Annotated in this window: 19 protein-coding genes; 10 read left to right on the top strand and 9 right to left on the bottom strand. The window is 72.5% G+C overall.

What is annotated here, in order from left to right; genetic code table 11:
* The first annotated feature begins 85 nt into the window (after positions 1 to 85).
* Both ACK2IS_RS10800 and ACK2IS_RS10795 read left to right on the top strand, forming a co-directional pair.
* Complete coding sequence (locus tag ACK2IS_RS10800; RefSeq protein WP_409483337.1) at positions 86 to 880, top strand: ComEA family DNA-binding protein; 795 nt, start codon at positions 86 to 88, stop codon at positions 878 to 880.
* Positions 877 to 3,417 (top strand): DNA internalization-related competence protein ComEC/Rec2, encoded by a 2,541-nt coding sequence (locus ACK2IS_RS10795; RefSeq protein ID WP_409483336.1) that lies wholly within the window; start codon positions 877 to 879, stop codon positions 3,415 to 3,417. Before ACK2IS_RS10800 ends, ACK2IS_RS10795 begins: the two co-directional genes overlap by 4 nt.
* 30 nt (positions 3,418 to 3,447) lie before the next feature.
* On the opposite strand, the gene ACK2IS_RS10790 is transcribed toward ACK2IS_RS10795, so the two are convergent.
* On the bottom strand, positions 3,448 to 4,383 hold the full coding sequence (locus tag ACK2IS_RS10790) for a LysR family transcriptional regulator (protein WP_409483335.1): 936 nt from the start codon (positions 4,381 to 4,383) through the stop codon (positions 3,448 to 3,450).
* 124 nt (positions 4,384 to 4,507) lie between these two features.
* Here ACK2IS_RS10790 and ACK2IS_RS10785 point away from each other — a divergent pair, with 124 nt between their 5' ends.
* Positions 4,508 to 5,389, top strand: coding sequence for an NAD-dependent protein deacetylase (locus ACK2IS_RS10785; RefSeq protein WP_409485665.1), 882 nt, complete (start codon positions 4,508 to 4,510; stop codon positions 5,387 to 5,389).
* 43 nt (positions 5,390 to 5,432) lie between these two features.
* On the opposite strand, the gene lexA is transcribed toward ACK2IS_RS10785, so the two are convergent.
* Positions 5,433 to 6,131 (bottom strand): transcriptional repressor LexA, encoded by a 699-nt coding sequence (gene lexA, locus ACK2IS_RS10780; RefSeq protein WP_409483334.1) that lies wholly within the window; start codon positions 6,129 to 6,131, stop codon positions 5,433 to 5,435.
* Between the two features lie 254 nt (positions 6,132 to 6,385).
* On the opposite strand from lexA, the gene ACK2IS_RS10775 reads away from it, so the two are divergent.
* Positions 6,386 to 6,778 (top strand): LysM peptidoglycan-binding domain-containing protein, encoded by a 393-nt coding sequence (locus ACK2IS_RS10775; protein ID WP_409483333.1) that lies wholly within the window; start codon positions 6,386 to 6,388, stop codon positions 6,776 to 6,778.
* Positions 6,779 to 7,016: 238 nt separating this feature from the next.
* Here the strand turns inward: ACK2IS_RS10775 and ACK2IS_RS10770 are convergent, their stop codons facing one another.
* The 3 genes from ACK2IS_RS10770 to ACK2IS_RS10760 all read right to left on the bottom strand — a co-directional run bounded on the left by ACK2IS_RS10770 (position 7,017) and on the right by ACK2IS_RS10760 (position 8,728).
* Complete coding sequence (locus ACK2IS_RS10770) at positions 7,017 to 7,586, bottom strand: PKD domain-containing protein (RefSeq protein WP_409483332.1); 570 nt, start codon at positions 7,584 to 7,586, stop codon at positions 7,017 to 7,019.
* 293 nt (positions 7,587 to 7,879) lie between these two features.
* Positions 7,880 to 8,506, bottom strand: a complete 627-nt coding sequence (locus tag ACK2IS_RS10765) for a DUF6318 family protein (RefSeq protein WP_409483331.1) — start codon at positions 8,504 to 8,506, stop codon at positions 7,880 to 7,882.
* Between the two features lie 93 nt (positions 8,507 to 8,599).
* The gene (locus ACK2IS_RS10760; protein WP_409483330.1) at positions 8,600 to 8,728 is read right to left on the bottom strand and encodes a hypothetical protein; all 129 of its coding nucleotides are present in this window, start codon (positions 8,726 to 8,728) and stop codon (positions 8,600 to 8,602) included.
* 333 nt (positions 8,729 to 9,061) lie between these two features.
* Between ACK2IS_RS10760 and nrdR the strand changes: the two genes are divergently transcribed.
* The 3 genes from nrdR to ACK2IS_RS10745 all read left to right on the top strand — a co-directional run bounded on the left by nrdR (position 9,062) and on the right by ACK2IS_RS10745 (position 14,040).
* Entirely contained in the window at positions 9,062 to 9,565 is a 504-nt protein-coding gene (nrdR, locus tag ACK2IS_RS10755) for a transcriptional regulator NrdR (RefSeq protein WP_409483329.1), read from the top strand.
* A gap of 148 nt (positions 9,566 to 9,713) precedes the next feature.
* On the top strand, positions 9,714 to 12,662 hold the full coding sequence (locus ACK2IS_RS10750; protein WP_409483328.1) for a vitamin B12-dependent ribonucleotide reductase: 2,949 nt from the start codon (positions 9,714 to 9,716) through the stop codon (positions 12,660 to 12,662).
* A gap of 205 nt (positions 12,663 to 12,867) precedes the next feature.
* A complete protein-coding gene (locus ACK2IS_RS10745) occupies positions 12,868 to 14,040 on the top strand; it encodes an amidase domain-containing protein (protein WP_409483327.1) in 1,173 nt (390 codons plus the stop codon).
* A 71-nt stretch (positions 14,041 to 14,111) separates the two neighbouring features.
* Here the strand turns inward: ACK2IS_RS10745 and ACK2IS_RS10740 are convergent, their stop codons facing one another.
* The 4 genes from ACK2IS_RS10740 to ACK2IS_RS10725 form a co-directional block, all read right to left on the bottom strand.
* A complete protein-coding gene (locus ACK2IS_RS10740) occupies positions 14,112 to 15,023 on the bottom strand; it encodes an endonuclease/exonuclease/phosphatase family protein (RefSeq protein ID WP_409483326.1) in 912 nt (303 codons plus the stop codon).
* Between the two features lie 117 nt (positions 15,024 to 15,140).
* Positions 15,141 to 15,632 (bottom strand): hypothetical protein, encoded by a 492-nt coding sequence (locus ACK2IS_RS10735; protein ID WP_409483325.1) that lies wholly within the window; start codon positions 15,630 to 15,632, stop codon positions 15,141 to 15,143.
* Between the two features lie 4 nt (positions 15,633 to 15,636).
* Positions 15,637 to 16,095 (bottom strand): hypothetical protein, encoded by a 459-nt coding sequence (locus tag ACK2IS_RS10730; RefSeq protein ID WP_409483324.1) that lies wholly within the window; start codon positions 16,093 to 16,095, stop codon positions 15,637 to 15,639.
* 29 nt (positions 16,096 to 16,124) lie between these two features.
* Positions 16,125 to 16,898 carry a DeoR/GlpR family DNA-binding transcription regulator gene (locus tag ACK2IS_RS10725; protein WP_409483323.1) on the bottom strand — a complete coding sequence of 258 codons (774 nt, stop codon included), beginning with the start codon at positions 16,896 to 16,898 and terminating at the stop codon, positions 16,125 to 16,127.
* Between the two features lie 275 nt (positions 16,899 to 17,173).
* Between ACK2IS_RS10725 and ACK2IS_RS10720 the strand changes: the two genes are divergently transcribed.
* Genes ACK2IS_RS10720 through ACK2IS_RS10710 form a run of 3 tightly spaced genes read left to right on the top strand, consistent with a single transcriptional unit; the run spans position 17,174 to position 20,926 of the window.
* Complete coding sequence (locus tag ACK2IS_RS10720; protein ID WP_409483322.1) at positions 17,174 to 18,250, top strand: substrate-binding domain-containing protein; 1,077 nt, start codon at positions 17,174 to 17,176, stop codon at positions 18,248 to 18,250.
* Positions 18,251 to 18,281: 31 nt separating this feature from the next.
* On the top strand, positions 18,282 to 19,808 hold the full coding sequence (locus ACK2IS_RS10715; protein ID WP_409483321.1) for a sugar ABC transporter ATP-binding protein: 1,527 nt from the start codon (positions 18,282 to 18,284) through the stop codon (positions 19,806 to 19,808).
* Positions 19,805 to 20,926 (top strand): ABC transporter permease, encoded by a 1,122-nt coding sequence (locus ACK2IS_RS10710; protein WP_409483320.1) that lies wholly within the window; start codon positions 19,805 to 19,807, stop codon positions 20,924 to 20,926. The genes ACK2IS_RS10715 and ACK2IS_RS10710 overlap by 4 nt, the downstream gene beginning before the upstream one ends.
* Position 20,927 lies beyond the last annotated feature (1 nt).

Genomic DNA, 20,927 nt, shown 5'->3' with positions numbered 1-20,927 from the left:
CCCGTCGACGACCGCTGCCGCGGAGCATCACGGGGACGGGGGACCCGGTGAGTCCGGACTCCGGTCGACGCCGCAGCCGCCCCCGGTGCTCAGCCTGCCGGAGCGTCTCGTCGACGCCCGCTGGCAACCGCGTTGGACCGCCGTGCTCGCCGTGCTCCTGCTCTTGCTCGTGGCGGGAGCGACCTTCGGGGTGCGGGTCGCTCTCGCCCGCGGGGAGGCCGAGCCACGGCCCGTGGAGCGGGTGAGCGGTCCCGACCGGGAGGGTGCGAGCGGATCCGGTTCCCAGCGGGACCCGGGCGGTGGGCTGACACGGGGCAGTGCCCCGGGCTCCGGCTCCTCGGCGGTGGCGAGCCCTGGGGCTGCGGTGCCCGGCGTGGCGGGTGTCTCGTCCGGGGCGGGCACCGCCGGTGTCGTCGTGGACGTCCAGGGCCAGGTGCGCCGCCGTGGGGTGGCCCGGCTGGGCCCGGGATCCCGGGTGATCGACGCGCTCACCGCGGCAGGCGGCGCCCTGCCCGGGGCCGACCTGTCGACCCTGAACCAGGCGCGGGTGCTGACGGACGGGGAGCTGGTCTACGTCCCCCGGCCGGGTGAGACCGTCCCCCCTGCCGCCGCGGGCGGCACCGCGGTGGCAGGGGGTGCGGCCCCACCCGGCTCCACCGGGACCGCCCCGGGTGGCGGGGGCGTCGGTGCCGTCGTCGACCTCAACCGCGCCACGGCCGAGCAGCTCGACGCCTTGCCCGGCGTCGGTCCGGCCATCAGCGGCCGGATCCTCGAGTGGCGTTCGCAGCACGGAAGGTTCAGCACCGTCGACGAGCTCGGCGAGGTCCAGGGCATCGGTCCCAAGCTGCTCGAGCGGCTGCGGCCGCTGGTGCGGGCGTGAGTCGGCCCGGGCTCCCTGACGGCGTCCCCGCGGATCTGTCCGGTCCACGGGGCGGCCGCGACCTGGCCCTCGGCGCGGCCGAGCTCGACGAGGTCGTACGCCGGGAGCGGGTGACGCGGGTGAGACGGGCGGTCGGCCTGGGCGGTGGCGGCGGCGGGCGTCGCCCCTCCCGCTGGTTGCACGACGTGCGGCCGACCCACCGTGCCGACGTACGGCTGCTCCTGCCTGCCTGCGTCGCCTGGGCGGTGCTGGCGTGGGCCCTGCCCCAGCCGGGACGGGTGCTGACGCTGCTCGTCGTGGGCTCGCTCGCCTGGGCCCTGGCGGCGGCGAGGTGGGGTCGACGCCCGCGGCGCCCGGCGTGGGTGCGACGGTGGGCGCCGAGCCTGGCGCTGTGCGGCGTGATCACCGCGCTGACGACCACGGCCCTCGCGGGCCACCGCGCGGTGCGCGCCGCCGGCACCGTGGACGAGCTCGCCGGTCAACGCGCCGTGGTCCGCCTCGTCGCCGACGTGGCCTCGGACCCCAGGGCGCTCGACGGCGGCAACGAGCGTGTCCCGTCGATCATGGTGCGGTTGCAGGTGCGGTCCGTGGAGGGGCGTGGCCAGGTCAGCCGGGTGACCACCCCGGTGCTGGCCTTCGCTCGGGACCCGGCCTGGCAGCGGATGCGCTGGGGCCAGACGGTCGCCCTTGCCGGGCGGCTGACTCCCGCCGCGCCCGAGGACGAGGTCGTCGCCGTGGTGCAGGTGCGGGGTCCGCCCCGGCCGATCCGCGAGCCAGGTCCGGTGGCGCGAGCCGCCGAGCACGTCCGCGCGGCGCTGCGGGCGTCGGTCCAGGGGCTGCCGGCCGACGGCGCCGGGCTGGTGCCGGCCCTGGTCGTCGGCGACACCAGCCTCACCCCGCCGGACCTGACCCGCGACATGACCACGGTCCAGATGAGCCACCTGTCCGCCGTGTCGGGGTCCAACGTCAGCGTGGTGCTGGCCGCCGTCGTGGGCCTGTGCGGACTCGTGGGCCTGCCTCGGCGCCTGCGACCCGCGATCGCGCTCGTGGGGCTCGCCGGCTTCGTGGTCCTGGCCCGTCCGGAGCCGAGCGTCCTGCGCGCGGCGGTGATGGGCGGTGTCGGCCTCGTGGGCATCTCCGCGGACCGGGAGCGGGCGGCGTTCCCGGCCCTGGGAGCGGCCGTCGCCGGTCTGCTCGTGTGGGATCCCTGGCTGGCGCGGTCCTACGGGTTCGTGCTGTCGACGCTCGCGACGCTCGGGCTGCTGGTCTTCGCGACGCCTTGGGGGGAGGCCGTCGGGCGACGGCTGCCCGCCCGGGTCCGAGGCTGGGGGCCGGCGCTCGCCATACCGGTCGCCGCGCAGGTGATGTGCGGGCCGGTGACGGTGCTCCTGCAGCCCGCCGTCTCGCTCGTGGGCGTCCCGGCGAACCTGCTGGCCGCCCCCTTCGTGGGGCCGACGACGGTGCTGGGGATCGCCACGGCGCTGGTCGCCGCGGTGTCGGTGCCGCTCGCGCACCTGCTGGCATGGCCGGCCGTCGTGCCGGCATGGCTCGTGGCCCGGGTGGCGCGCGTGGCGGCGGACGTGCCCTACGGCTCGATCCCCTGGGCGGAGGGCGCCGTCGGGGCCGGCCTGCTGGCGGTCCTGACCGTGCTGCTCGTCCTCACCGGCAGGCGCCTGGCCTGGTGGGCCCGCCTGCGGCCGGTCCTCGCCGCTGCCGTCGTGGTGGTGATCCTGGCGTGGTGCCTGCCGACGACCGGCGCCTCCTGGCCGGTGACGGGGTGGTCGGCCGTCGTCTGCGACGTGGGTCAGGGCGACGGGATCGTGCTGTCCTCCGGGCCCGGTCGCGGCGTGCTCGTCGACGTCGGGCCACCGGGTCCGGCGGCCCGGGACTGCCTGTCCCGCCTGGGGATCCACCAGCTGGACGCCGTCGTGGTCAGCCACTTCCACAACGACCACAGCGGGGGCCTGGACGAGGTCCTCGAGGCCTTCCCGACCGCCCGGCTGGTGGTCACCGGCACCCGGGACCCCGAGGGTGAGGCCCGCCGGGTCGAGCGCTCGGCGGCGGCTCACCACCTGACCGCCCAGGTCGCCCGCGCCGGCGACCGACTCGACGTGGGCGACGTCCACGCCCAGGTCCTCGGGCCGCGGCGGGAGATCCACGACGGATCCGTGCCCAACAACGCCAGCCTGGTGCTGCTCGTCGAGGTGCGGGGCACCCGTCTGCTGCTCACCGGCGACATCGAGCCGGCCGCCGCGGCCGACGTGCGCCGCGCCGCGGGCGGTCGCTGGCCCGACGTCGACGTGCTCAAGGTCGCCCATCACGGCTCGGCCAAGCAGGACCCGGCGCTGCTGCGCTCCGTGCACGCGCCGCTGGCGCTCATCAGCGTGGGGAAGGACAACGACTACGGCCAGCCTGCGCCGTCGGCCCTCACCATGCTGCGGGAGGCGGGAAGCACCGTGGCGCGCACCGACCAGGACGGCGACCTGGCCGTGCTCGGCCACGGGGCCGACCTGCGCCTGGCCCGGCGCGGGCGATGACGAGGCCCGTGCCCCGGCGCCCCGCGGGCGTCAGCGGGGCGTCACGCCCGGGCCGTGCGCGAACTCCGCGGCGCTGCTGCGCAGGGCGGCGATGGTGGCCGCGACCGCGGGGACCTTGTGCAGGTCAGGGGTCGTGACCGCCTGGACGTGACGGCGGGACGGGGGGTCCAGGGGTCGGATCGCCACGCCCGGGTTGCTCGCCCGGCGCAGCATCAGGTCGGGGATCAGGGCGACGCCGAGGCCGGCACCCACGAGCCCGAGCTGGGCCACGTAGTCCTCGGTCTCGTAGGACAGGCGCGGCGTGAAGCCCGCGTCCGCCGCCATCCCCAGCATGTGCACCCGGCACCGGGGGCAGCCCGCGATCCAGTCGTCCTCGGCCAGGTCGGCCAGCCGGACGACCTCCTCGCCGGCGAGCGGGTGATCGGCCGGGAGGGCGAGTCGCACCTCGTCCACCAGCAGGGCCGTGATGCCCAGCTGCTCCAGGTCGGGGTCCTCCGTGGGCGTCCGCGTGCCCTCGTAGGTGAAGCCGACGACCAGGTCGCAGTCGCCCCGGCGCAGCGCCGCGACGGCCTCGGGCGGCTCATCCTCGCCGAAGGTCACCGTCAGGCCGGGGTGCTGCCGGTGCACCTGGGCCAGCGCGCCCGGCACGATCGTGGCGGTCGCGGACGGGAACGACCGGATCCGCACCCGCCCGGCCCGCAGGCCTGCGATGGCGGCGACCTCCTCCTCCGCGGCGTCCAGGGCCGCCAGCACCCCGTGGGCGTGGCGTGCCAGCACCTCGCCGGCCTCGGTCAGCCGCACCTGCCGGCCGATCCGCTCGACCAGGGCGGTGCCCGTGCGCTGCTCCAGCCGCCGGACCATCTGGGAGATCGCCGGCTGGGTGAACCCCAGCGACGACGCGGCTCCGGTGAAGCTGCCCTCGTCGGCGATGGCCTTCATGACTCGCAGACCCGCGGCGTCGATCATGACGCCGATGCTATAACGAGAGGTTATCGAACGTCCCTTCTGACCTACGCGAGCCTATGGGTGACGCGATGTCGGGACCGGTGGTCCGCGCGCTCGACGACCGCATACTGGAGCGGTGGAGCCGATGATCCTCGACCAGATCGCCCGTGCCGTGCACGACGGCGGTGTCCTCGCCCTCACCGGCGCGGGCATGAGCACCGAGTCCGGCATCCCCGACTACCGCGGCCCGGACGGTCGACGCCGCGTCCAGCCCATGACCTATGCCGAGTTCACGGCCACCCCTGACGCCCGCCGGCGGTACTGGGCGCGCGCCTACGTCGGGTGGGAGCGGTTCGCCGCCGCCCGGCCCAACGCCGGCCACCGCGCCGTCGCCGCTCTCCAGGGGCACGGCATGATCACCGGACTGGTGACCCAGAACGTGGACGGGCTGCACCAGCAGGCCGGGTCGACCGGCGTGCTCGAGCTGCACGGCACCCTGTCCGTCGTCCGCTGCCTGACCTGTGAGGACCGGACCTCGCGAGAGGCGGTCCAGCGTCGGCTGGCCGAGGCGAACCCCGGTTTCGGCGCGACGACGCACGAGGTCCGCCCGGACGGCGACGTGGCGTTGCCGGACGAGGTGGTCGCGGGCTTCCACCTCGCGCGGTGCCTGGTCTGCGGAGCCGACACCCTCAAGCCCGACGTCGTCTACTTCGGCGAGTCGGTGCCCCGCGAGCGCGTCGACGAGGCCTACCGCCTGGTCGAGTCCGCGTCCGTGCTGCTGGTGCTGGGGTCCAGCCTGAAGGTGATGAGCGGCTATCGCTTCGTCCGCCGGGCCCACGCGCTCGGCATACCCGTCGCGATCATCACCCGGGGACGCACGCGCGGCGACGACGAGGCCACCTGGCAGCTCGACGCCCCGCTCGGGGCCTCGTTGACCGCGCTCGCCGACCGGCTCGGGATCGAGGAGGACCTGGGGCCGGTCCTGGACGGGGAGTACGCCACCGGCCTGCCTCTCGGACTGACCTGAGCGACCCAGGGGGTGGCCCGTGCGTCCTGGTCCGGCGCGCGGCTCAGACGGAGCGCAGGACCGCGGTGACCTTGCCCAGAACGGTGGCGTGGTCGCCGTCGATGGGCTCGAACGCGGGGTTGTGAGGGAGCAGCCACACGTGCCCGTCCTGGCGCCGGAAGGTCTTGACGGTGGCCTCGCCGTCGAGCATGGCCGCGACGATGTCGCCGTTGTCCGCGTCCGGCTGCTGGCGCACGACCACCCAGTCGCCGTCGCAAATCGCCGCCTCGATCATCGAGTCGCCGACCACCTTGAGCAGGAAGAGCTGACCCTCGCCGACGATCTGCCGGGGGAGGGGGAACACGTCCTCCACGGCCTCCTCGGCGGTGATGGGTGTGCCGGCGGCGATGCGGCCCAGGACGGGCACGTAGGACGCCGACGGGCGAGCCTGGGTGTCCTCACCCGCGTCGACGGAGCCCAGCGCCTCGGCGTAGAAGGTCTCCGGGGTCCACTCAGGGGCGACGACCTCGATGGCGCGGGGGCGGTTGGGGTCCCGGCGCAGGTAGCCCTTGCGCTCCAGGGTGAGCAGCTGGTGGGACACGCTGCTGACGCTGGCCAGGCCGACGGCGTCGCCGATCTCACGGATGCTCGGCGGATAACCCCTGGTCTCCACGGTGTTGCGGATGTGCTCCAGGATCTTGCGCTGGCGCATCGTCAGGGCCGGGCGGTCGTCCCGCTCGGGCAGGCTCGTGACCTTGGCCATGGTGGTCTTCCTCTGCTCTGTCGCGGGTCGTGACCTGCGTGGACGGCGGGTGATCGCGGCCCGGTCCAAGGGTGTGTCGGTGGTCCCTGGTTGAGTCTCTCCCGTGGCCACGAGGCTACCGGGGTCGATCGGGTGTTTCAAACACGGATTCGACGTGAGCCGTTCCCAACGGCCTCGCAGATGCGGTAACTTCGTACACACGTTCTATCGAACACATGAGCGAGTCGGCGTTCTCGCCGGACAAGGAGATGACGATGAGTGCAGCACCCGTGCGCGGTGGAGCGGCCGACCCGACCGACTCGCCGACGCGCCCCCAGCTGCGTCTCGTGCCGACGGGCGCCGCCGTCTACCCCCCGCGGCGCCGGCTCCGGCTGACGCGCCGGGGACGGCTCGTGCGGCTGGCCGTGCTGACGCTGCTGCTCGCCGCTGCCGCGTTCTCCACGTGGAGCGCCGTGGCCCACGCGGCACCGGCCGACCCCCATCGGCGCACCGTGCAGGTCGTCGCGGGTGACTCCCTGTCCTCCGTCGCCGCCCGCGAGCTGCCCGGGATGCGCAACGACCTGGCGGTCCTGGAGATCGTGCGCGCCAACTCCCTGCCCACGGACCAGGTCATGGCCGGCCAGGAGCTCGTCATCCCCGGCCGCTGAGCCGCGAGCTCCTGCCCACGGGCCGGCCACCCGCGTGGGGTTCCTCCATCATCCCGCGGTGCGGGTCCTCGAGGTGTGCGGGCGTGCTCGTCGCGCGTCGCCGCACGACCGCGGGGCGTGCCTCTCGCCGGTCGCAGCAGACGGCGGGGCCGGTGACGGCGTCGTGGCGGCCCGGGTCAGGGGGCCAGGGCCGCCACGACGCGCAGCGCGGCGAGCGGTCCGGGCCGGGACGCCACGGTCAGCCACCCTCGATCAGCTCGTTGCGGCTGGTCCGAACGTCCAGCGGTGTCGCCGGCCCTGGGATCGGCACGGTGGTGGCGATCGGCGTCCACGGTCCGCCGTCGACGGAGAATTCGCCGGTGTAGGTGGCCGTGACCTTGATCTGGTAGGTGCCGGCGTGCCGGTAGGCAAAGCTGACGTCCCCGGTCGGGTAGGGCCCGCCTCGACGCGTCGTCGGGCCGACGGCCCCGTCGCCGAAGTCGTAGAGATAGTTCGCCGCGAGGGGTCTGATGGCGACGGCGTGCCCGAGCAGCTGCACGGTCCTGGTCTCGCCCGGCTCGTAGCCCGCGGCCTCCCACCCCAGGGACACGAAGGTCGGCAGCGTGACCAGCGTGCGCCCGCCGACCGGTTGGATCTGGGCCGTGGGCTTGGCGAAGGGCGTGTTGACGAACGCGTCGGCGATCATCGGCAAGGTCAGCTGCGGCTGCGGTGGCGGTGGGGGAGCGCCAGGGGCGGCCGGTGCGGCGGGAGTGGTCGCGGCCGGAGGCGAAGGATCGGCGAGCGAGGGCGGCACGAAGGTCGTCCTCATGAGCGCGTCTGCCACGTCCGCCGAAGAACCCATGCCCCGGTAGGGGCCGTAGTAGCCGTGCCCCGTCGCGGGATGGAAGAGGGGTGCTTCGGGCGTGGTGAACGGAGCGGGGACTTTCTTATATGTGCGCCCAGCGATGTCCACCGACCGGCCGGTGTGGGTTTGGGGCACGCGCAAGAGCGGGACTGATCGGACGGGCCTTGCGGCTGGGCGTCGGATTCGTGCTTGTATCTGAAGGCCAGTCGCATTCGCCGAAGCCGAGATGACTGGAGGTGGCCCAGGAGGGGTGGTCATCACTTAAGGACCTTAATCTCGCTGATGCGCCACGAGTTCCTGCTCCATGCGACGTCGAATGACCTTGCAGCGATCTCCTTACGCCTCGCCAACTGCGTCGATCCTCCCTTGGTCACATATGGCTGAGGCGTGTCAGTAACGTCTGCGGTCACGAGCTCCTGACGGGTCAACTCGTCCATGCCGTATTCAACGTTCTTCAGGGTGAGCGTGGGCTCGGCATAGTGGGAGCTGGTAGCGGCCATGTCGGCGGCGCTCTTTTCGAGGTTGGCGCAGCTCTTGCAGGTGGAGAGGCTCAGGGAGGAGATCAGCCCGGTGCGGGGGGTGGTCCAGGCGACGTTGATCTGGTCCACGAAGTACCGCACGAAGGCCTCCGCCCCCTCGGGGGTGTGCGCCCGGGCAGCGGCCGGGATGCCGGCGGTGGCGTCCCCGCGGGCGGGGGACGCAGCGGAAGCGGGTGCCGTGCTGGTGGGTGCTGGCGGGACGGTGGAGGCGGGTGCGCTCGGGGCGCCGCTGCGCAGGGGTGGCGGCAGCTCTCGGGTGGCGGTGGGGGCGGCGACCGGGGAGGCCGAGCAGCCGGCGACGGCAAGGGTCAGCAGGAGCGGTACGGCGGGTCGGTGTCCACGCATCCTTCGACGCTAGCCACCGCGTGGGGTCACGCGCGGGGCGTCATACGAGTGGCTGTGGACACGCCCGCCTGGCGACCCGGTAGGTGTGCTCGGTCAGCGGCGGTGGCGGCCGAGCACGCTGACGCCGTAGACCAGCGAGGCCGCGGCCAGGAACATCAGCACGCCGCGCACCGTGGTGGCTCTGACGCTCAGTGCGACCACGAGCGGGAGCAGGCCGACCATGAGCGGGGTGAGGGCTCGGCGATCCCTGGGGGCAACGGCAAGGGCTCGACCGGGCTCCCGGGTCGGCCCCGCACCCCGACCCACTAGTAACCCTGCGTGACACTTAAGACACGCTCGGGTCAACACGCCGTGTGACCTGCAGTGACACGTCACTGGGGTGAACGTTTTGGATCATTGGGGCGTTATGGCCCTAGGATCACTACATCTAGTGGTTGCACCGCTGTAAGTCATCCACATGTAGTCCACAGGCCGGACGTCTTTGTCAACAGGGGCGGCCCGCTCGACCACAGGTCGTCAACAGGGTCGTCCACAGCCCCGGGAGGAGGAGTCGCCATGCACTGCCCGTTCTGCCGCAACACCGACTCCCGGGTGATCGACAGCCGTACCGCCGACGACGGCTCCGCGATCCGGCGCCGCCGCCAGTGCCCCGCCTGCCAGCGCCGCTTCACGACCGTGGAGTCCACCAGCCTGACGGTCATCAAGCGCTCCGGCGCGAGCGAGCCGTTCAGCCGGGCCAAGATCCAGGAGGGCGTGTCCAAGGCCTGCCAGGGTCGCCCGGTCGGCGAGGACGACCTGGCCCGGCTCGCGCAGAAGGTCGAGGAGCACATCCGCTCCCAGGGCCACGCCGAGATCGAGGCCCACGAGGTGGGGCTGGCCATCCTCGGCCCGCTGCGCGAGCTCGACGAGGTCGCCTACCTCCGGTTCGCCAGCGTCTACCAGGCCTTCGACTCCCTCGAGGACTTCGAGGCCGCCATCGCCGTGCTGCGCGCCGAGCGCGAGCCCACGGGCGCCGAGCCTGCGCGTGCGGGCTGCGACGGCCCGCCCACCACGCACTGACGGGCCGGCGCGTCCGTCGGTGGCCGTCTGCCCGACGGCCGGACGACGACGCGCCGCGCCCCACCCCAACTCCATCACCCCCGCACGCCCGTGTGCCGGGGACCCACCCCCGCCATACGGCAGAAGACTCCCCAGGGAAGGCAGGACCATGACCGAGACCGTCGGCGCCCGCTCCGGTTCGCGCAAGTCGGCCAAGAAGGGCCTCACGATCGAGCGCATCTTCACCACTGCCGGGGTTCACCCCTACGAGCAGGTGACCTGGGAGAAGCGCGACGTCGTCCAGACCAACTGGAAGACCGGCGAGACGATCTTCGAGCAGCGCGGCGTGGAGTTCCCCGACTTCTGGTCGGTCAACGCCTCCACCATCGTGACCACCAAGTACTTCCGCGGCGCGGTGGGCACCGACAAGCGCGAGACCGGGCTCAAGCAGCTCGTCGACCGGGTGGTCCTGACCTACGTCAAGGCGGGCAAGGACCACGGCTACTTCGCGACGCCCGAGGACGCCGAGATCTTCGAGCACGAGCTCACCCACGCGCTGGTCCACCAGGTCTTCAGCTTCAACTCCCCGGTGTGGTTCAACGTCGGGACGGCCAGCCCGCAGCAGGTCAGCGCCTGCTTCATCCTGTCCGTCGACGACTCGATGGACTCGATCCTGAACTGGTACAAGGAAGAGGGCTTCATCTTCAAGGGCGGCTCCGGCGCCGGCCTCAACCTCTCCCGCATCCGCTCGTCCAAGGAGCTGCTGTCCTCCGGCGGCACCGCGTCCGGCCCGGTGTCGTTCATGCGCGGCGCCGACGCCTCCGCCGGCACCATCAAGTCCGGCGGCGCCACCCGCCGCGCGGCCAAGATGGTCGTCCTGGACATCGACCACCCCGACATCGAGGAGTTCGTCGAGACCAAGGCCCGCGAGGAGGACAAGATCCGGGCCCTGCGCGACGCGGGCTTCGACATGGACCTCGGCGGCCGCGACATCGTGTCGGTGCAGTACCAGAACGCCAACAACTCCGTGCGCGTCTCCGACGAGTTCATGCGCGCCGTCGAGGAGGGCGCCGAGTTCGGCCTGCGCGCCCGCATGACCGGCGAGGTCATCGAGCACGTCGACGCCCGCGACCTGATGAAGAAGGTCGCCAAGGCCGCCTGGGAGTGCGCCGACCCGGGCATCCAGTACGACGACACGATCAACCACTGGCACACCAACCCCGAGACCGGCCGGATCACCGCGTCCAACCCCTGCTCGGAGTACATGTCGCTGGACAACTCCTCCTGCAACCTCGCCTCGCTCAACCTGCTGAAGTTCCTGCGCGACGACGACACCTTCGACGCCGAGACCTTCCGCAAGGTCGTCGAGCTGGTCATCACCGCGATGGACATCTCCATCTGCTTCGCGGACTTCCCGACCGACCCGATCGGCGAGACGACGCGCAGCTACCGCCAGCTCGGCATCGGCTACGCCAACCTGGGCGCCCTGCTCATGGCCACCGGCCACGGCTACGACTCCGAGGGTGGCCGGGCACTCGCCGCCACGATCACCTCGCTGCTCACCGGCGCGGCATACAAGCGCTCCGCGGAGCTGGCCGCCGTCGTCGGGCCGTATGCCGGCTACGCCCGCAACGCCGAGGCCCACAACCGGGTGATGCGCCAGCACCGCGACGCCAACGCCGCGATCCGCACCCTCGACGAGATGGACGGCTCGATCCACGCCCTCGCCACCCAGGCCTGGGACCAGGTCATCTCCCTCGGCGACGCCAACGGCTTCCGCAACGCCCAGGCCTCGGTGCTCGCCCCCACCGGCACCATCGGCTTCATGATGGACTGCGACACCACCGGCATCGAGCCGGACTTCTCCCTGGTGAAGTTCAAGAAGCTCGTCGGCGGCGGCTCCATGCAGATCGTCAACCTCACCATCCCGCGTGCCCTGAAGAAGCTGGGCTACCAGGCCGAGTCGATCGAGGCGATCGTGGAGTACATCGCCGAGCACGGTCACGTCGTCGACGCCCCCGGCCTCAAGCCCGAGCACTACGAGGTCTTCGACTGCGCCATGGGCGCCCGCGCCATCTCCCCGATGGGTCACGTGCGGATGATGGCCGCCTGCCAGCCCTTCCTGTCCGGGGCGATCTCCAAGACCGTCAACCTCCCCGAGACCGCCACCGTCGAGGAGATCGAGGACGTCTACCTGCAGGGCTGGAAGCTCGGCCTCAAGGCGCTCGCGGTCTACCGCGACAACTGCAAGGTCGGCCAGCCGCTGTCGGTGCAGGAGACCAAGAAGCAGGCCGAGGACCGGGTGGCCGTCACGGCCGAGGCCGCGACGGACGCGGGCGAGGCCACGGTCGTGGAGAAGGTCGTCTACCGCCCGACCCGCCGCCGACTGCCCAAGCGCCGTCAGTCCCAGACCACGTCGTTCACCGTGGGCGGCGCCGAGGGCTACCTCACCGCCGGCGCCTACCCCGACGGCGGGCTCGGCGAGGTCTTCCTGAAGTTCGGCAAGCAGGGCTCGACCCTCGCCGGGATGATGGACGCCTTTTCCATGGCGATCTCCGTCGGCCTGCAGTACGGCGTGCCGCTGTCCACGTATGTCGACAAGTTCACCAACCAGCGCTTCGAGCCGGCCGGGCTGACCGACGACCCGGACATCCGGATAGCGCAGTCGATGATGGACTACGTCTTCCGCCGCCTGGCGCTGGACTACCTCGACTTCGAGACCCGCTCCATGCTGGGGATCTACTCCGCCGAGGAGCGCGCCCGTCAGCTCGAGACCGGTTCCTACGAACCCGTGTCCGACGACGACGAGGGGGAGTACGACGACGAGATCCAGCAGGACGTCGCCACGTCCAAGACGCCGCAGGAGAAGGCCCGCGAGGCGGGGGAGAAGTTCGGCTCGCGCGCCCCGGCCATCCGCCCGGACGCCGTGAGGTCCGGTGCCGGGGCGGCCGACGCCCGGGAGGTCTCGCGGGAGATCCACTCCTCCGCCGAGCTGATGGAAAAGTTGCAGGGCATGGCCTCGGACGCGCCGATCTGCCTGACCTGCGGCACCAAGATGCGACCTGCCGGGTCGTGCTACGTCTGCGAGGGCTGCGGCTCCACCAGCGGCTGCAGCTGAGCGGTCCGGGTGCCGAGGGGCCCGCCGGGATTCGTCCCGGTGGGGCCCCTCGTCCGTCGCGCGACGCCGGGTGCGGGAGCCCGGTCACCACGATGGCCTACTTAGCAGTAGCATTCGGCTGACGGCCGACCCGTGGCGTGGGCTGTCGTGCGTGCTGCCGGGGGTCGGCAGCCGCCCACCGTTGTCTCGTGATCGAGGAGATCTCGTGCGTCGTCGTGTGTCATTCGCTCTCGCCGGTGGGCTCGTCGCCTGCTCGGTGCCTGTCCTTGCCCCTACGTCCCAGGCCGCGTCGGTCCTGGACGGTGAGCTGCTCAGCCGGACCCTGGCCGCCTCGGTCATCACGAGCTACCAGCAGGAGCGTGTCGCCGGCGCCGTCGGCCTCCCGCGCGTCGGGCTCCCTCTGTCCACGGAGCGTTTCGCCCCGACGCTGCTGAAGTCCCTGGCCGCGGAGAAGGCCACGATCGCCGAGACGCACCGCCGGGCCGGTTCCCCTCGCGCCTACGACCGTGGCCTCGTCTTCGTCGCGGTCGACACGGTGACCCGCAACGGCGACACGGCGACGGTGACCACCAAGGACTCCACCCGGCTGCACCTGCGGGGCGCGGGCATCGGGCTGTCGGACTACGCCACCGACGTGGCCCCGCGTTCCTACACCTTCCGTCTGGTCGGCGGCCGGTGGCAGGTGCAGGGGGTCAAGGACCTTCAGGAGCTCACCCCCCAGCAGCGCCGCGACGCCGGTGCCGCGGCCGCCGACATCCTCGCCCCGCTGGCGGGCGTCAAGGCCGGCGGCACGGGCCCCTTCGCCGGGGTGACCGACTCGCCGGAGGTCATCGCCCAGCTCAAGGCGCGGTCGAGCGCCAACACCCTCACCGCCCCCTACGACCGGGACAAGGCCTCGGCCTACGCCTGGCGCCACGTGTTCTTCCACAACGACCAGAAGTACCCGACGTGGGGCGGCGCCGACTGCACCAACTTCGTCTCCCAGGTGCTCGCCGCCGGCGGCTGGACCAACGTCGGCAAGGGCACGATGAAGCCCGGCGACCGCCGCGCCTGGTACTACGCCGCGGGCGCCTACCCCGACACGCGCACCGCCGCGACGAGCATCAGCTGGATCAACGCCCAGAAGCTCGCCGACTTCTTCCGGGCCAATCCCCAGCGTGTCGTGGAGTACCGGAACCCCGCCAACGCGAAGGTGGGTGACATCGTGCAGTTCCAGTGGGGCGGGCAGCACCGGATCAGCCACAGCGCCGTCGTCACCGGGGTGATGCCCTGGGGGCTGCACCTGACCTACCACACCGCGGACAAGCTCAACGAGTCGCTCAACCTGATCATGCTCCGCGACCCGGCGGCCAAGGTCTTCTTCTTCTCGCCGCGCTGATCTGACGCCGGCACACCGACCGCTTTCGCGGACCTGGGGGTTTGGGGATCTCCAGGTCCGCGAAAGTGTCGTCAGGGCATGCGGATCAGGGCCTGCACGGGGGCGTGGTCGCTGGGCGCCTGCCCGTTGCGCGTCCACGTGTTGACGGCGGCCGCACGCACCGTCGAGCCGCGGAGCAGGATCCAGTCGATGCGCTCGCCTCCGACCCGCGGCGCACGGTAGTCGGTGAACGTGCCGTACGCCGGGGTCAGGCGCTGCTGCGCGGCCGCCCACGAGTCGGCGAGCCCGCCCTCGGTCACCAGGGTGGTCCACGCCACCGAATCGCCTGCGGCCGAGTTGAAGTCGCCGGTGACGACGACCGGCAGGCCGGGGTGCTCGGTGATGACCTGCAGCATCATCTCCGACCCCCGGCGCCGGGACTCGTCCGAGACGTTGTCCAGGTGCGTGTTGAGCCACAGGAAGTCGCGGCCCGTCGCGGTGTCGGTCATGGCGGCCCAGACGATGATGCGGGGCAGGGTGTTGCCGTAGGTCGGCGACGGCATGTCGGGCGTGTCGCTGATCCACCGCTGACGCCACTCACCGACGGTGAAGCGCCCCGCGTCGTAGAACATCGCGCAGTACTCGCCCCGGGTGCCGCCGTCGCGGCCCGACCCGAGCATCTGGTAGCCGTCGGGCAGGGCCTCCCGGATCGGGGGCAGCTGGTGGTCCAGCGCCTCCTGGGTCCCCAGCAGACCGGGCTGCTCGGCGCGCAGCAGGTCCTGCAGCACCGGGGCGCGGCGGGGCCAGTGGTCCGGGCTGGTGCGCCGCGTGCCGGCCTTGTCGTAGCGCACGTTGCAGGTCATGACGTGGACGTCGGGCGCGGTGGCGGGGCCGACCAGCGGCAGCGTGACCGCCGGCGTCGCCGCCTCGGCGCAGGGGGTGGCAGCGGTGAGGGTGAGCGCGCCGACGCCGGTCAGCAGGGAACGACGGGTGAGGGAGTCCATGGCCCGACCCCAGCAGCGCTGATCCACCAGGGCCCGACACGCTCGCGTCCAGCAGGTGAACTCCACCCGGCCGGTCCGTGCTCGCCGACCTCGCTGGGTCTGGTGAGGCCTGGCGCCTCAGACGATCTCGCCGCAGAACTTCTCCGGCAGCGAGCGCCGTGGCGCCCCGCTGCGCAGGTCCCGGACGGCGTCGCGGGCCAGGGTGATCAGGTCGGTCCCGGCGAGCGCCGGCCCGCGCCACCCGTCGTCCTGCCTGACCAGCTCGTGCACCACGACGATCGGCATGCCGGGACCCTCGAGCTGCCCTCGGACCGCGAGCACCGTCCCGGGCAGGTAGACGACCTCCTGCTCCTGCGGGGCCGTGGACACGGCGGTCAGGTCGCGGCCGCTCTCGCCGACGACGAGGAAGACGCCGATCGCGCCGGGCTGCACGGCCAGGGCCAGGTCGCGGGTGGTGGCGGTCAGTCCGGCCGTGCGCAGCGCCGCGAGCTCGGTGCCGAAAGCGGTGGAGCCGTCATACCCCCGCCAGGTGATCGCGGGGGTGGGGGGCAGCTGGGCGAGGGCGGCGGTGAGCACCTCGAAGCGGGTGCGCAGCTCGTCGGAGGTCATGGCCTCACCGTAGGGCGCGGTCGGGCCGCAGGCAGATCCGGCGGATGGCGGACGCGTAGGCCATGCGGGCCACGGCGGCCGTGAGCGGGTCGGCCCAGCGGGGGACGCCGATCACCGAGACGCGTTGGCGCCACACCAGATCCGTGGCGGCGCCCGCCTCGGCGGGGACGAGCGTGGCGTCGACCGACCCACGGACCACGGTGCCGATCTTGACGATCCGGTAGCGCCACGGCCCGTCCTCGGGGCAGGACACGTCCAGGACGAGCATCCGGTCGTCGACGGCAAGGGGCCACCACCCGGTGCGGGCGAGGATCTCGGCCCCCACCTGGTCCAGGCGCCCGTTCCCGGAGGTCGACACCGTGGTGAGGGGGATCTCCTCGGTGTGCCGGTCGGCGCACCACAGTCGCTCTCGGACGAGCTCGCGCGGCAGGGGAATTCGAAGGTTCAGCACCAGGTCGGCCATGCCTGGAGCCTAGGGTGCCGGGGCCTGCGTCAGCGTCGGCCGCGCCAGCCGTGGTCGGGGTCGAGCGCGGCGCGCACCACCTTGCCGCCGAAGGCAGGCAGGTCGTAGTCGTCCAGCTGCTCGTCGGTGATGATGAGGTCGGCGCCGGCGACCTCGCTGATGAAGCCCACGCAGCGCACGCCGAAGGCGGAGGACAGGGCGAGCACGCAGCGTCGCTGCCCGGCCGCGAGCATGGCCCGGCAGGTCGCGACCGACCACGGCGTGGAGGTGGTGAACCCGCCGAAGGGGTGGATGCCCTCCACCTCGACGAAGGACCAGTCCGCCTGCTGCTCGGCGAGACAGGCGGCGGTGACCGGCCCGGACGTGGTGGCGCGGGCGGGGGCGTCGCGCAGCTCGCCGCCGGCCGCGAGGACCGTGATCGTCGGGTGCTGGGCGAGCTGGTCGGCGGCGCGCAGGTCGTTGGTCACGACGGTGAGCGAGGGGACGTCGTAGAGCAGCGGCACCAGCTGGTCGGTGATCGGACCGCCGCCGATCAGGACGCGCTCGCCGCCGCGCAGCATCCGTCGGGCCGCCCCGGCGATCGCGAGGTACTCCTGGGCGCGGACCGAGCGCGGCACGGAGACCCGGTGCAGCCGCACCCCGCCGTGCAGCCGCTCGACCAGGCCCTGGCGGGTGAGGGTCTGCAGGTCGCGGCGGATGGTGGAGACGTCCACGTCGAGCTGGGAGGCCAGGTCCTTGACCTCGACGTAGCTGCCCCCGCCGAGGGTGGACAGGATGAGCTGCTGGCGGCTGGTGAGCCCCATCGCACCTCCTGCCTCGCGCCCGTCGGCCCGATCGTATGCCGCCCCCGCGGGCCCGCCGTCCACGGTCCGGCAGGGGGCTCCTCCACCCTAGGGCGACCCCCGTCACATCCGTGCACGAATTCGTGCACCCTCTCGGGTGAATGCGTGCAGAACGGTTGACACCGCAGGAAGAGCGGGGTCAGGCTGCCGAGCAGGCGTTGCACGAATTCGTGCACGAGTCGACGTGGTCTCGTGCGCAGCAGTCGCCACCGGTAACTCGAAGGAGAGTGGATCAGATGCGCGCTCGTCGCACGATCACCATGGCGGCCGGGCTGAGCGTCCTCGCCCTCAGCGCCTGCGGGACGGTCGACAACACCGCGGCCCCCGGAGGGGCCGGCTCGGCCGGGGCGTCCGCGGCCGGCAGCTCGGCCGCGGGCGCGACCAGCGCCGCCGTCGCCCAGGGCGCCTACGTCAACGTCGTCAAGCTCACCGGCATCGCGTGGTTCGACCGGATGAAGACCGGCGTCGAGGAGTTCGCCAAGGAGTCGGGCAAGCCCGCGACCCAGACCGGTCCCGCCACCAACAGCCCCGAGCTGCAGGTCGGCATCATCCAGGGCCTGATCGCCAAGAAGCCGTCCGTGCTGGCGATCATCCCCTCCGACCCCGGCTCGCTGGACGCGGTCATCAAGCAGGCCACCGGCGCGGGCGTCAAGGTCGTCACCCAGGAGGCCCCGGCGCTGACCAGCCCCGACGCCGACATCGAGGCCTTCGAGAACGCGAAGTACGGCCAGGCGATCATGAAGGGCCTCGGCGGCTGCATGAAGGGCCAAGGCCAGTACGTGCAGTTCGTCGGCTCGCTCACCGCGGCGACCCACATGGAGTGGTCCAAGGCCGCCCTGGAGGAGCAGAAGAAGTCCTTCGCCGGCATGAGCCGCGTCGGCACCGAGGTCGAGTCCAACAACAACGCGGACGTGGCCTACCAGAAGACCAAGCAGCTGCTGCAGGCCAACCCCAAGCTCACGGGCTTCGAGGGCGCCAGCTCCGAGGACGTCATCGGCATCGCCCGCGCCATCCGCGAGGCCGGCCTGCAGAACGACACCTGCGTCTACGGCACGGGCGTCCCCTCGCAGGCCAAGCAGTACCTCAAGGACGGGTCGATCGACGAGATCTACTTCTGGGACCCCTCGACCGCCGGCAAGGCGATGCTCAAGGCGGGCCAGCTGCTCGTCGAGGGCAAGAAGATCGCGACCGGCACGGACCTGGGGGTGGCGGGCTACACCAAGCTCACCCAGTCGCCCACCAACCCCAGGATGTTCACGGCCGACGCGATGCTGACGGCGACCAAGGACACCGTCGACACGTTCCCCTTCTGATCCGTCCGACGCTGCCGAACGAGTAGGTCCCATGCCCTCCACCACGCATCCACCCACGGCGGACGTCCCCGACGCCGTGCCCCTCGTGTCCGCCCGCGAGGTCACCAAGTCCTTCGGCGGGGTCCAGGCCCTGCGCGGGGCGTCGATCGACTTCTACCCCGGCGAGGTCCACTGCCTGGCAGGGGAGAACGGCTGCGGCAAGTCCACGCTGATGAAGGTCATCAGCGGGGCGCACGCCCCCACGTCGGGACAGATCGTGGTGGAGGGCCGGACCTACGACCACCTCACCCCGCGCACGGCATACGGCCTGGGCCTGGAGGTGATCTATCAGGACTTCTCCCTGCTCCCCAACCTCTCGGCCGCGGAGAACATCGCGCTGCCGGGACATCTCGTCGCCGGCCGCCGGCTGATCCGCCGCAAGGAGGTCATGGCGACGGCGGAGGCCGCCGTCGCCCGGCTCGGGGTCGACCTGGACCTGCGCACCCCCGTCGGCGAGCTCACCGTCGCCGAGCGCCAGCTCACCGCCGTGGCCCGGGCGCTGGCGCACAGCGCCCGGTTCATCGCCATGGACGAGCCGACGACCGCGCTCACCTGGCGCGAGGTCGACGCGCTCTTCGACGCGGTGCGGACCCTGCGCGCCGACGGCGTGGCCCTGGCCTTCATCAGCCACAAGATGCAGGAGGTCTTCGCGATCTCCGACCGGGTGAGCGTGATGCGCAACGGCGAGGTCGTGTCCACCGGTCGCCCCGCCGAGCTCACCCACGCCTCGCTGGCGGAGCGGATGACCGGCCGCAGCTCCACCGAGACCGAGCGCACCACCCCGGTCGAGGTCACCGGGCCCCCGGCCCTGGAGGTGCGCGGTCTCACCCACGAGCCGTTGTTCGCCGACATCTCCTTCACCGTGCGCCAGGGCGAGATCGTCGGGCTGTCCGGCCTGCTCGGCTCCGGTCGCACCGAGATCGCCGAGGCCGTCGCCGGGATCGACCCCGCCCCCACCGGCGAGGTGCTCGTGCACGGCACCCCGGTCCAGGTGCGATCGATGCCGGACGCCGTGCGCGCCGGCATCGGCTATGTCCCCGAGGACCGGCTCACCCAGGGGCTCTTCCTGGACCAGCCGATCGCCGACAACCTCGTCGCCGCGCACCTGGACCGCGGCTCGCGGCGCGGCCTGCTCGAGCGGGGCGCCCTGCGCCAGATGGTCGCGGACTCGGTGCGCGACCTGCGGATCAAGGTCGGGTCGGTCGACGACCCGGTGCGCAGCCTGTCCGGCGGCAACGCCCAGCGGGTGCTGCTCGCCAAGTGGCTGCTCGGCGAGCCCAAGGTCCTCATCCTCAACGGGCCCACCGTCGGTGTCGACGTCGGCTCGAAGTTCGACATCCTGTCCGTCCTGCGGGTGCAGTCGCTCAAGGGCCTCGGCGTCGTCGTCATCTCCGACGACGTCCCCGAGCTCGTCTCGACCTGCCACCGCGTCCTCGTGGTCCGCAGCGGGCGCATCGTCGGCGAGCTCGCCGGCGAGGCGCTCAGCGAGCCCGCCATCGTGAAGGCCATCTCCGCATGAGCGCCACCAGGCCCACCGCGCCGACCAGCCCCTCGGCCGGCCCCGCCACCACCGCCCCGACGGCCGCCCGCGCGAGCCTGTCGCACCGGCTGCTCGCCAACTCCGAGCTGCTCCTCGTCGTCCTGATCCTCGCGATCCTGGCCGCCGTCATCGTCAAGGTCCCCGACTTCCTCAACGTCGAGACCCTGTTCAACATCCTGCGCGCCTCGATGGTCAACGTCGTCTTCGCCCTCGGCGTGCTGCTCGTCCTGGTGGCGGGCGGGATCGACGTGTCCTTCCTCGCCATCGGCATCGTCGCGGCCTACGTCGCCTGCCGGGTGACCCCGCAGACGGGGTCGCTGGGGATGGCCGTCATCCCCTTCGCCGTCGCGATCGCCATCGGCGTCGTCCTCGGGCTGGTCAACGCCGCCGTCGTCATCAGTGCCCGCGTCATCACCCTGATCGCCACGCTGGCGACCTCGGCGATCTTCACCGGGGCGTTGTTCGCCCTCGGCGGCGGCGACATCATCAACACCCTCCCCGAGCCGCTGCAGCAGCTGGCGACCACCAACCTGATCACCGCCAAGGGCGCCGTGCGCGGGACCACCCGGCTCAACGTGCTCGTCCTGCTGGTGCTGCTGGTGGCGCTGCTCGTGTGGGCCTTCCTGCGCTGGACCGTCGCCGGACGCAGCGTCCTGGCCCTCGGTGGCGGCGAGGAGGCTGCCGCCCGGGCGGCCGTGCCCGTCAAGCGGATCCGCGTGCTCGTCTTCTGCCTGGCCGGTGCCCTTGCCGGCCTGGCCGGGATCATGCACGTCACCCTCGCCGAGCGGGCCGACCCGACGACCTTCATCGGCCAGGAGCTCAACGTCATCGCCGCCGTCGTCCTCGGCGGGGCCGCGATCACCGGGGGCAAGGGCACCGTCCGCGGGACCGTCCTCGGCGTCGTGCTGATCTCGCTGATCCAGACCTCGCTGGTGCCCCTCGGCGTCCCCAGCATCTGGCAGCAGGCCGTCGTCGGGCTGCTCCTGCTCCTCGGCGTCACGCTGCAGGCCCTGTCGGCCCGCACCCGTCCCGCCCGCCCGATCCTCGACCACGGTCCCGTCGCGACCACCGAGCCCACCACGGAAGGCGCGCACTGAC

It is taken from the genome of Arsenicicoccus dermatophilus (assembly GCF_046267915.1).
In the GTDB taxonomy this organism is placed as follows: Bacteria; Actinomycetota; Actinomycetes; order Actinomycetales; family Dermatophilaceae; genus Arsenicicoccus; species Arsenicicoccus dermatophilus_A.
The sequence above is the reverse complement of the archived record's forward strand: the minus strand, read 5'-3'. Positions and strand labels throughout refer to the sequence as shown.

Excerpts from the sequence above, each read along its gene's own strand:
- ACK2IS_RS10740 (WP_409483326.1), bottom strand. The coding sequence starts at position 15,023 with ATGGACTCCCTCACCCGTCGTTCCCTGCTGACCGGCGTCGGCGCGCTC.
- ACK2IS_RS10785 (WP_409485665.1), top strand. The coding sequence starts at position 4,508 with ATGATCCTCGACCAGATCGCCCGTGCCGTGCACGACGGCGGTGTCCTC.
- ACK2IS_RS10735 (WP_409483325.1), bottom strand. The coding sequence starts at position 15,632 with ATGACCTCCGACGAGCTGCGCACCCGCTTCGAGGTGCTCACCGCCGCC.
- ACK2IS_RS10790 (WP_409483335.1), bottom strand. The coding sequence starts at position 4,383 with ATGATCGACGCCGCGGGTCTGCGAGTCATGAAGGCCATCGCCGACGAG.
- ACK2IS_RS10720 (WP_409483322.1), top strand. The coding sequence starts at position 17,174 with ATGCGCGCTCGTCGCACGATCACCATGGCGGCCGGGCTGAGCGTCCTC.
- ACK2IS_RS10760 (WP_409483330.1), bottom strand. The coding sequence starts at position 8,728 with ATGGTCGGCCTGCTCCCGCTCGTGGTCGCACTGAGCGTCAGAGCCACC.
- ACK2IS_RS10715 (WP_409483321.1), top strand. The coding sequence starts at position 18,282 with ATGCCCTCCACCACGCATCCACCCACGGCGGACGTCCCCGACGCCGTG.
- ACK2IS_RS10750 (WP_409483328.1), top strand. The coding sequence starts at position 9,714 with ATGACCGAGACCGTCGGCGCCCGCTCCGGTTCGCGCAAGTCGGCCAAG.
- ACK2IS_RS10765 (WP_409483331.1), bottom strand. The coding sequence starts at position 8,506 with ATGCGTGGACACCGACCCGCCGTACCGCTCCTGCTGACCCTTGCCGTC.
- lexA (WP_409483334.1), bottom strand. The coding sequence starts at position 6,131 with ATGGCCAAGGTCACGAGCCTGCCCGAGCGGGACGACCGCCCGGCCCTG.
- ACK2IS_RS10730 (WP_409483324.1), bottom strand. The coding sequence starts at position 16,095 with ATGGCCGACCTGGTGCTGAACCTTCGAATTCCCCTGCCGCGCGAGCTC.
- ACK2IS_RS10725 (WP_409483323.1), bottom strand. The coding sequence starts at position 16,898 with ATGGGGCTCACCAGCCGCCAGCAGCTCATCCTGTCCACCCTCGGCGGG.
- ACK2IS_RS10770 (WP_409483332.1), bottom strand. The coding sequence starts at position 7,586 with ATGAGGACGACCTTCGTGCCGCCCTCGCTCGCCGATCCTTCGCCTCCG.
- ACK2IS_RS10710 (WP_409483320.1), top strand. The coding sequence starts at position 19,805 with ATGAGCGCCACCAGGCCCACCGCGCCGACCAGCCCCTCGGCCGGCCCC.
- ACK2IS_RS10775 (WP_409483333.1), top strand. The coding sequence starts at position 6,386 with ATGAGTGCAGCACCCGTGCGCGGTGGAGCGGCCGACCCGACCGACTCG.
- nrdR (WP_409483329.1), top strand. The coding sequence starts at position 9,062 with ATGCACTGCCCGTTCTGCCGCAACACCGACTCCCGGGTGATCGACAGC.